The sequence below is a fragment of the Methylobacterium sp. CCH5-D2 genome (assembly GCF_001556475.1).
Taxonomy (GTDB): domain Bacteria; phylum Pseudomonadota; class Alphaproteobacteria; order Rhizobiales; family Beijerinckiaceae; genus Methylobacterium; species Methylobacterium hispanicum.
In genome coordinates this window covers 1-2056 of sequence record NZ_LSIX01000688.1, presented here as the reverse complement: position 1 = coordinate 2056, position 2056 = coordinate 1, and the positions used below count along the sequence as shown (strand labels likewise).

General features: G+C 76.9%; 3 protein-coding genes. All 3 read left to right on the top strand.

The window, feature by feature from the left end; genetic code table 11:
• Positions 1–117 precede the first annotated feature (117 nt).
• Entirely contained in the window at positions 118–684 is a 567-nt protein-coding gene (locus AX737_RS18135) for a phage tail tape measure protein (RefSeq protein ID WP_066923880.1), read from the top strand.
• 11 nt (positions 685–695) lie between these two features.
• Positions 696–1325 carry a DUF2460 domain-containing protein gene (locus AX737_RS18130; RefSeq protein ID WP_066923878.1) on the top strand — a complete coding sequence of 210 codons (630 nt, stop codon included), beginning with the start codon at positions 696–698 and terminating at the stop codon, positions 1323–1325.
• 11 nt (positions 1326–1336) lie between these two features.
• A partial coding sequence (locus AX737_RS18125; protein WP_066923876.1) for a DUF2163 domain-containing protein occupies positions 1337–2056 on the top strand: 720 nt, incomplete at its 3' end.

Below are 2056 nucleotides of genomic sequence, written 5' to 3'. Positions count from 1 at the left end.
CCGGATCACCTTCCGCTGGCGCTCCAGGCGTCCGGGAAAAGGGCGGTGCTTGATTCGCAATCGTCGGCGGGCGCCGCAGCAGCGGGCGAGCCGGACGTCATAGGAGGAAGCCGACCCATGGCCGAGGACGACACCGACCGCGCGACCACGACCCGCATCCGGCAGCTCGAGAAGCTCGACGGTCTGGCCAAGACCTTCGGGCGCAGCCTCTCGACGGCGCTCTCCGGCAGCCTCGGCTCGGGGCGCCAGCTCGACAGCCTGCTGGGTTCCCTCGGCGGCAAGCTCGCCGGGGCCGCCGTGAAGGCGGCGCTCAAGCCCGTGGAGGGCGGGGTGACGAGCCTCGTCAACCAGTTGCTGAGTTCGTCCGCTACCGCCTTCACCCGGGGCGGGGTGGTCGAGGGGGCCCGGGTCCGCCCCTTCGCGGAGGGCGGGATCGTGGCCGCGCCCACCTACTTCCCGATGCGCGGCGGCACCGGCCTGATGGGCGAGGCAGGCCCTGAGGCGATCCTGCCGCTCCGCCGGGGTCCCGACGGGCGCCTCGGCGTCGCGGGCGGCGCCTCCGCCCGGCCGGTCTCGGTCAACGTCACCATCGCGACGCCGGACCCGGGGGCCTTCCGCCGCTCCGAGGCGCAGGTCGCCGCCCAGCTCGCCCGCGCGGTCGCCCGTGGCCAGCGCGCGCTCTGAGGGGATCCGCCATGCCCGTCGATTTCCACGAGGTGCTGTTCCCCCTCGACGTCGCCTTGCGCGGCAGCGGCGGCCCGGTGCGGCTCACCGAGATCGTCACGCTGGCTTCGGGCCGCGAGCACCGCAACAGCCGCTGGGCCGACTCGCGCCGCCGCTACGACGCCGGCTTCGGCGTGCGCAGCCTCGACGCGCTGCACGCGGTGCTGGCCTTCTTCGAGGAGCGCCGCGGCCGGCTCCACGGCTTCCGCTACCGCGACCGGGTCGATTGGCGATCCGGCCCGCCGAGCCGGGCGCCCACGCCCACCGACCAGCCGCTCGGCCTCGGCGACGGGGCCCGCACGGCGTTCCCCCTCGCCAAGACATACGGCGGCGGCGCGTCGGCCTACCGCCGGGCCATCGCCAAGCCGGTCGCCGGCAGCGTGCGGGTGGCGGTGGCGGGCCGCGAGATCGCGGCCTTCGCCTGCGACCCCGCCACCGGCCTCCTCACCCTGGCGACCGCGCCCGCGCCCGGCGCCGCGGTGACGGCCGGCTTCGCCTTCGACGTGCCCGTCCGCTTCGACACCGACGACCTCACGGTGAACCTCGAGGCCTTCACGGCGGGCGAGATCCCGCGGATCCCGCTCGTCGAGATCGTGCCCTGAAGGAGGCTCCGTTGCGCGACCTACCCCCCGCCTTCGCGGCCCACCTCGCGGAGGGCGCGACCACGCTCTGCCGCTGCTGGACGCTCGCCCGCCGCGACGGCGCGCGCCTCGGCTTCACCGACCACGACCGCGACCTCGTCCTCGACGGCCTGACCCATCTGGCCCGCACCGGCCTGGAGGCGGCCGAGGCCAGCGCCGAGCTGGGCTTTGCCGTCTCGGGCGGGGACGTGGCGGGCGCGCTCACCGCCCTGGGGCTGACCGAGGCCGACATCGCGGGCGGCCTCTACGACGGCGCCGCCGTCGAGACCTGGCTGGTGGACTGGCGCGCCCCGGAGACGCGCCTCCTCCTCGACGTGGGCACCCTGGGCGAGATCCGCCGCGCGGGCGAGGCCTTCGTGGCCGAGCTGCGGGGCCTCGCCGACCGGCTCGAGGCCGAGCGCGGCCGCAGCTTCCGCGCCACCTGCGGGGCGGATCTCGGCGACGCGCGCTGCCGGGTGGATCTCGCCGGGTTCCGCACCACCGGCACGGTGGCGGGCTCCCCTGAGCCCGGCACCCTCGCGGTGGCGCTCGCGGCCACGTTCCCGGACGGCCTGTTCGCGGGCGGGCGCCTCGCCTGGACGGGGGGCGCCAACGCGGGCGCCGTGGCGGACGTGCGGCGCCAGGAGGGCGCGCGCCTCGAACTCTGGGAGGCGCCGGCCCGCGCGATCGCGGCGGGCGACGCCTTCCGGCTC

Bases quoted from the DNA above. Each gene is read 5' to 3' on its own strand.
- AX737_RS18135 (WP_066923880.1), top strand. From the start codon at position 118: ATGGCCGAGGACGACACCGACCGCGCGACCACGACCCGCATCCGGCAG.
- AX737_RS18130 (WP_066923878.1), top strand. From the start codon at position 696: ATGCCCGTCGATTTCCACGAGGTGCTGTTCCCCCTCGACGTCGCCTTG.